Consider the following 5,834-nt stretch of genomic DNA (forward strand, 5'->3'; position numbering starts at 1 on the left):
GCCGGCTTGCCGCCAGCGCGCCCACTTCGCGCGGCGCGACTTCGCGGCCCAGCGGCGAGCCCAGCGCCACGGTGACGATCTGCAGGGTCGCGTGCGCCAGCGTCGTCTTGGCCGGCATGCGGGCGGCGGGATCCTGCACGGCCTCGGTCACGCTGACCAGGGGCCGCCCATAGCGGTAGATCAGCCACCAGCCGGTGCCAGCGACGCACCCGCACACGATCAGCACCAGCAGGCGTCGCGTGCCGTCGGCGGCTTCGACGCCTTCCAGAAAGGACTCGTGGCTGACGATGCGGTCCAGGCTGTAGCCGTAGGCCAGATGCTGCACCGCGTGCAGCAGCATGCCCAGCAACATGCCGCCCAGGCCGGCCGCGACGCCGGTGAGCAGGACCGCAATCAACAATCTGGCACGCAATCGCGGCGGATCGTCCGCCAAACCCTCGTTCATCGCTGGACCACTCCTGTCCGACCCGCGCCGGCAAAGGCTTGCAGGCGCTTTATAGCAGGCAGTGTATGCAGGGGATTGTCAACGAAACGTGATCGGGGCAGTGGGCGCCGTGCGCGCAGGCACACGGGGCCGGAATAGTCCGGCCCCGTTTATAGAGGGTCCGAGGGCGGCCTAGAGCTGCATCTCGCATTCGATCCAATCGAGCACGCTGGCGTGCTGCGGCACCCAGCCCAGCTCCTTCTTCGCCTTGTCGGCGCTGACGCGGCTGTTGGAGCCCAGGGCGTAGGCGCCCAGGTCCTTGCCCCAGCACGCGATCGCGTCGGCCGCCGGCCAGGGCTGTGCCGCGCCCAGGCCAAGCCGGTCGGCGATGGCGCCGACGAGGTCGCTGAACGACGCCTCGCCGTTCTCGACAAAGTAGAAGCTGCCGGCCGGCGCCTCGGACAGCGCCAAGGCATAGAGCGCCGCCACGTCTGCGATATGCACGTTCGACCAGCGGTTCAGGCCACGGCCTACGTGGCGCGCGACGCCGCTGGCTTGCGCCTGCGCGACCAGCGGGGGGATCTGCACGCTTTGCGCGCGCGGTCCCAGCGCGTTGCCGTAGATCAAGCTATGGCACAACACCACACTGTGCACGCCGGGTGCTGCGGCCAGGATGCGGTCATTGATCGCGATGCGGGCCGCCTTTTCCGGGATCGGCGTGATGGGCGTGGTCTCGTCGAAGCGCGCCTCCGAGGGTTCGCCTAAGGCGTTGTCCGCGACCAGGCTGGAGCCGCTGGTGTGGATAAAGCGCTTGCCGCTGCCGCGCAACGCGTCAAGCATGGCGTCGACCGCGCCGCCGTGATCGCTGTCGGCGGCGTTGACGACGGCATCGGCCGCACGGGACTCATCCTGCAGCAGCGCCGAATCGTCCAGGGTGCCAACAACGGGTTCGATGCCGAAGGCGCGTAGCTCGTCCGCGCGCGACGGATCGCGGATCAGTCCCCTGACCGCGTGGCCGGCCTTTGCCAGCGTGGCCGCCACCGCGCCGCCGATAAAGCCGCTGGCGCCAGTGATGAAGATCTTCATGAGGGTTGCTCCGGGTTGTGCGGGTAGGCCGGATAGTCCGTCAGGCCACGCAGCGTCAGCGGCTCAAACAAGGGATGGCGTGTCTTCATGGAGGCGCTCTTCGGGGCATTCGGTATGGAAATGGGGTAGGACTTCTTCTGCGATTTCGCGCAGTGTTTCGGCGAGCGGCCGGGTATTGCGGCGCAGGTGCAGGCCGATGTGATGCACGCCCGAGGCATGCAGCGCGCGCAGTTCTTCGATCAATGCGCGACGGCCGGCCTGGGCGCCGAAACGGAACCGGCGCAGCGGCGCGTCCGCGTCCTCCACCAGATCCAGATGGATGAAGCTGAGGTAGGGCTTGTCGCCCGCCACGCGACGCCAGGCCGCGGCGCGGTGCAGATGGTCGTCCGGCGCGCCGGGGTACGCCAGGCAGCCGTCCAGGTGGGTGCCGATCCAGTCCGGCGTCTGTTGCGCCAGCCCGGCCACCAGCAGCGGCAGGGGCGACGGAGGCCGCGGCAGCATGGCCAGGCCCGGCGGCAATTGCGCGCTCGCGTTGCCGCGCAGCAAGGCGACCTGCTCGCGGAACGCCGCCCCGCGCGAGGCGAAGTCGCGCCCGAACAGCGGGTACTCGACCGGGCGGTCGCCGCTGGCAACCCCCAGCAGCAGGCGGTTGCCGCTCAGGTGCTGGAGGGTGGAGGCGGACTTGAGCGTCAGCAGCGGTTCGCGCAACGGCAGCACCACGGCCGCCGTGCCCAGCAGGATGTCGCGCGTGATGCCTGCCAGATAGCCCAGGTAGCTGAAAATCTCGAAGACCTGGGCGGCGTCGCCGAAGTTGGGGTCGTACACGGGCACATCGCGCACCCATAGCGCGCGAAATCCCAGATGGTCGGCCAGGCGCGCCAGATCCGCATGCTGCTGCAGATCCGGCTCGCCGGGCAGGCGGCCAGACCGCCGCCGGGACGCCTCGCCGGCGGCGGTCCAGTCGTGGTCCAGCGGGGCTTCAAGACCGATGCTGAAGCCGCCTGCCGTCAAGGTGTCCAATGCGGTCGCCATGGCGATTTCCTCCTAGTCCCAGGCGGCGGCCAGGCCTTCCGGGCTGACTTCGCGGCCGTTGCGTTCCAGCGCGGCGATCGCGGCCATGTCGTCGGCCGTCAGCCGCAATTGCTGGGCAAGCAGGTTGCTGGCCAGGTTCTCGCGCTTGGTGGACGACGGGATCACGGAATAGCCCAGTTGCAGCGCCCAGGCCAGCGCGACTTGCGCCGGCGTGGCGTCGTGGCGTTCGGCGATCTGGCCGATGACGGGGTCTTGCAGCACCTTGCCGTAGGCCAGCGTCATGTAGGACGTGACCGGGATGCCCTGCTCTTTCAGGAACGCGGTCAGCGTGGGGTTCTGCAGGTACGGGCTGAGCTCGATCTGGTTGGTGGCGATCGCGTCACGCCCCACGGCGGCGATGGCTGCGCGCGTTTCGGCGATGGGGAAATTCGAAATGCCGATCTGGCGCGTCAGTCCCTGCGACTTGGCTTCAGCCAGCGCGGTCATGAATTCCGCGACGGTCACGCCATTGCCCGGCGCCGGCCAGTGAATCAGGGTCAGATCTACGTAGTCGGTGCGCAGCTTGGCCAGGCTGGCTTTCAGGCTGGGCACGAGCTTGCCCTGGGCAGTGTTGGGCACCCAGATCTTGGTGGTAACGAACAGGTCTTCGCGGGCCACGCCCGATTCGGCGATGGCTTGGCCGACCTCGGCTTCGTTTTCGTAGATCTGCGCCGTGTCGATGGCGCGATAGCCGACGTCCAGCGCATTGCGCACCGAATCGATGGCGACCTGGCCTTGCAGGCGGAACGTGCCGACGCCAAATGCGGGAATGCTCATGTAAAACTCCAGGGGGATATGTGGGGCCGGGCGGTGTCGTCCGGGAATGCAGCCAGTGTGCCCGCGCGATACTTGCGAAAAAAGCCCTGTATTGGCGAAAGACTTTTGATATAACGTCAATGATGAAAACCACACTCGACGAAATGCAGGTCTTTATCGCCGTGGTCGACAGCGGGTCCATCACCGCCGCCGCCGACGTGCTGGGGCAGACCATTTCGGCCACCAGCCGCACGATGAGCCGGCTGGAAGAGAAGCTGCAGACCACGCTGATGCGGCGGACCACGCGCCGGCTGGCGCTGACCGAAGAGGGCAAGACCTACCTGGAACAGGTCCGGCGGATCGTCGCGTCGGTGGAGGAAACCGAGGACCTGATGAACGTGCGCCGCAACCAGCCTGCCGGACTGCTGAGGGTGGATGCGGCGTCGCCCTTCATGCTGCACGTGATCGCGCCGCTGGTGCCGGGTTACCGCAAGCGCTATCCGCAGGTGGAGCTGGAGCTCAACAGCAACGAGGGCAACATCGACTTGCTGGAGCGCCGCACGGATCTTGCCATTCGCATCGGGCGACTGAAAGATTCATCGCTGCACGCGGTGCCGCTGGGCGTAAGCCGCGTGCGCGTGCTGGCCAGCCCGGCGTACCTGGCCGCGCACGGCACGCCCAAGCGCGTGGCGGATCTGGCTACGCATACGCTGCTGGGCTTTTCCCAGCTGGAATCGCTGAACGAATGGCCGTTGCTGGACAGCGATGGCCAACCGCTGCACGTCAAGCCGGGCGTGCGCGCCTTCAGCGGCGAAACACTGCGGCAGTTGGCGTTGAACGACGGCGGCATCGTCTGCCTGTCGGATTTCATGACGCGCGGCGACCGCGCCGCCGGCGCATTGCAGCAGTTGCTGATCAAGCAGACGCAGGACGTCAGGCAGCCGATCAACGCGGTGTACTACCGCAACACCGCGATCTCGTCGCGCATCAAATCCTTCATCGACTACGTGGTGGAGACGATCGGCAAGGACGGCTTCCTGGAGCCGGCCGCGCGGTGAGAGATGTGTCCATTGGCGACAGCGGCGTGGCGGACCTAAGGGGCAACCGTATACTGCCCCCGTTTATTTTCCGGGTCCCGAACCATGAGCATTTTCTCCCGTTTCTTTGGCCGCAAGGAAGAAAGCGCTGACGCCCGCGCGCTGTCCGCCAACCCCGCCATCGAGAATCCCCTGAGCTTGCAGGTGCTGTTTGCCGCGCCGCTGGCGGTCGCCGAAGACACGTTGACGGCGGCGCTGCGCGCCTACCATCCGTCCATGGGCCAGGCGCGCGCCGAGATCGCGCCCGACATGCCGGAGTTCCTGGGCCTGGTCGGGTGGGATAAGCATGTCGTGCGGATGGTGGGCTTTGACGCGCCCTATCCCAAGGATTCGCTGGAAGCCTGCGTGGCGCCCGCGCACTACCCGGCCACGGTCAAGGACGAGATCCGCGGCCACGCCAGCCACATCATCCTGTACTACGCTGGCTTTGAAGAAGATCCGCTGGAGCAGTATGTCGCGTTGGCCGCCGTGGCGGGCGCGTTGACGGGCTTTGGTGCGATGGCCGTGCTGAACGAGCATGCGCACACCTCGCTGCCCGCCGGCGTGTTCGACGCCGAATCGCTGGGTGAGGAAAGCCTGGACCTGCTGCGCACGCTGCCGCTGAACATGCTGTATTGCGGCTTTGTGAAGTACGAGGTCGAAGGCGTGGACGGGGTGTGGATGCGTACGTACGGTGGCGACGTGTTCGGCTTGCCCGACTTCGCGGCGCTGGCCGCGGGCCACCACGAAGGCGAGACCTACTCGAACATGTTCAACAACATCATGGGCTATCTGCGCGAGAGCGGCGCGGAACTGGCCGCCGGCCACACGATGCAGATCGGTGAAAACGCCTACATGAAGGTGCGAGGGCCGGCCCAGGAAGAGTACTTCCTGGACGGTCCGGGCCAGGTGCTGGTGGCCGAAATCATCACGGCCGACGAGATCAACAAGCCGCAATAAGGGCCAACGCGCCGTGGGCTGGCCCGGGCCTTACGCCGCGTAGTGGCCGGGGTGGCCGTTGCGGGTGGCGCCGGGCCGCAACCGCAGGGCCAGCGCCACGGCCGCCGCGCTGGCTGCGACCAGCGTGACGCCGGTCCAGCCCCAGTGCGCCAGCGCCAGGCTGCCCAGCGCGCCGCCGGCGGCCATGCCGATGAACACGCCCGTCATCAGGATGGCGTTGAGCCGACTGCGGGCAGCGGGGTCGATGCCGTAGACGATGCTCTGGTGCGCGATGAGCGAGGTCTGGATGCCCAGGTCAAAGCCGACCGCGCTGCCCGCGATCAGCCACAGCGCGGCATGCGGCGAAAGCAGGGGCAAAAACAGCATGGCGGCGAACGACACCATCGTCAGCCCCGCGCCCAGGCTGGCGACCGCCATCGGGCCACGGGTGTCCGCGACGCGTCCCGCCAGCGGCGCGGCCA

7 protein-coding genes are annotated in these 5,834 nt (G+C 67.5%); 2 read left to right on the forward strand and 5 right to left on the reverse strand.

All coding sequences use genetic code 11. From position 1 onward, the window contains the following. From HG262_RS30750 to dkgB, 4 genes are all read right to left on the reverse strand, one after another. The coding region (locus tag HG262_RS30750; RefSeq protein WP_211187862.1) for a chloride channel protein at positions 1 to 445 on the reverse strand (445 nt) is incomplete at its 3' end. A gap of 171 nt (positions 446 to 616) precedes the next feature. Further along, positions 617 to 1,510 (reverse strand): NAD-dependent epimerase/dehydratase family protein, encoded by an 894-nt coding sequence (locus HG262_RS30755; protein WP_169274594.1) that lies wholly within the window; start codon positions 1,508 to 1,510, stop codon positions 617 to 619. Between the two features lie 63 nt (positions 1,511 to 1,573). Then, the gene (locus HG262_RS30760; protein ID WP_169274595.1) at positions 1,574 to 2,542 is read right to left on the reverse strand and encodes a TIGR03571 family LLM class oxidoreductase; all 969 of its coding nucleotides are present in this window, start codon (positions 2,540 to 2,542) and stop codon (positions 1,574 to 1,576) included. 12 nt (positions 2,543 to 2,554) lie between these two features. Further along, positions 2,555 to 3,358: a 2,5-didehydrogluconate reductase DkgB gene (dkgB, locus tag HG262_RS30765; protein WP_169274596.1), complete on the reverse strand. Its 804-nt coding sequence runs from the start codon at positions 3,356 to 3,358 to the stop codon at positions 2,555 to 2,557. 122 nt (positions 3,359 to 3,480) lie between these two features. Here dkgB and HG262_RS30770 point away from each other — a divergent pair, with 122 nt between their 5' ends. Together HG262_RS30770 and HG262_RS30775 are read left to right on the forward strand one after the other, a co-directional pair. Then, the gene (locus HG262_RS30770) at positions 3,481 to 4,395 is read left to right on the forward strand and encodes a LysR substrate-binding domain-containing protein (RefSeq protein ID WP_169274598.1); all 915 of its coding nucleotides are present in this window, start codon (positions 3,481 to 3,483) and stop codon (positions 4,393 to 4,395) included. A gap of 84 nt (positions 4,396 to 4,479) precedes the next feature. Continuing rightward, entirely contained in the window at positions 4,480 to 5,373 is an 894-nt protein-coding gene (locus HG262_RS30775) for a DUF4261 domain-containing protein (protein ID WP_169274597.1), read from the forward strand. 30 nt (positions 5,374 to 5,403) lie between these two features. Here the strand turns inward: HG262_RS30775 and HG262_RS30780 are convergent. Continuing rightward, on the reverse strand, positions 5,404 to 5,834 hold a 431-nt coding region (locus HG262_RS30780; protein ID WP_248293542.1), incomplete at its 5' end, for an MFS transporter.

The organism is Achromobacter sp. Bel, from assembly GCF_012928505.1.
GTDB lineage: Bacteria > Pseudomonadota > Gammaproteobacteria > Burkholderiales > Burkholderiaceae_B > Achromobacter.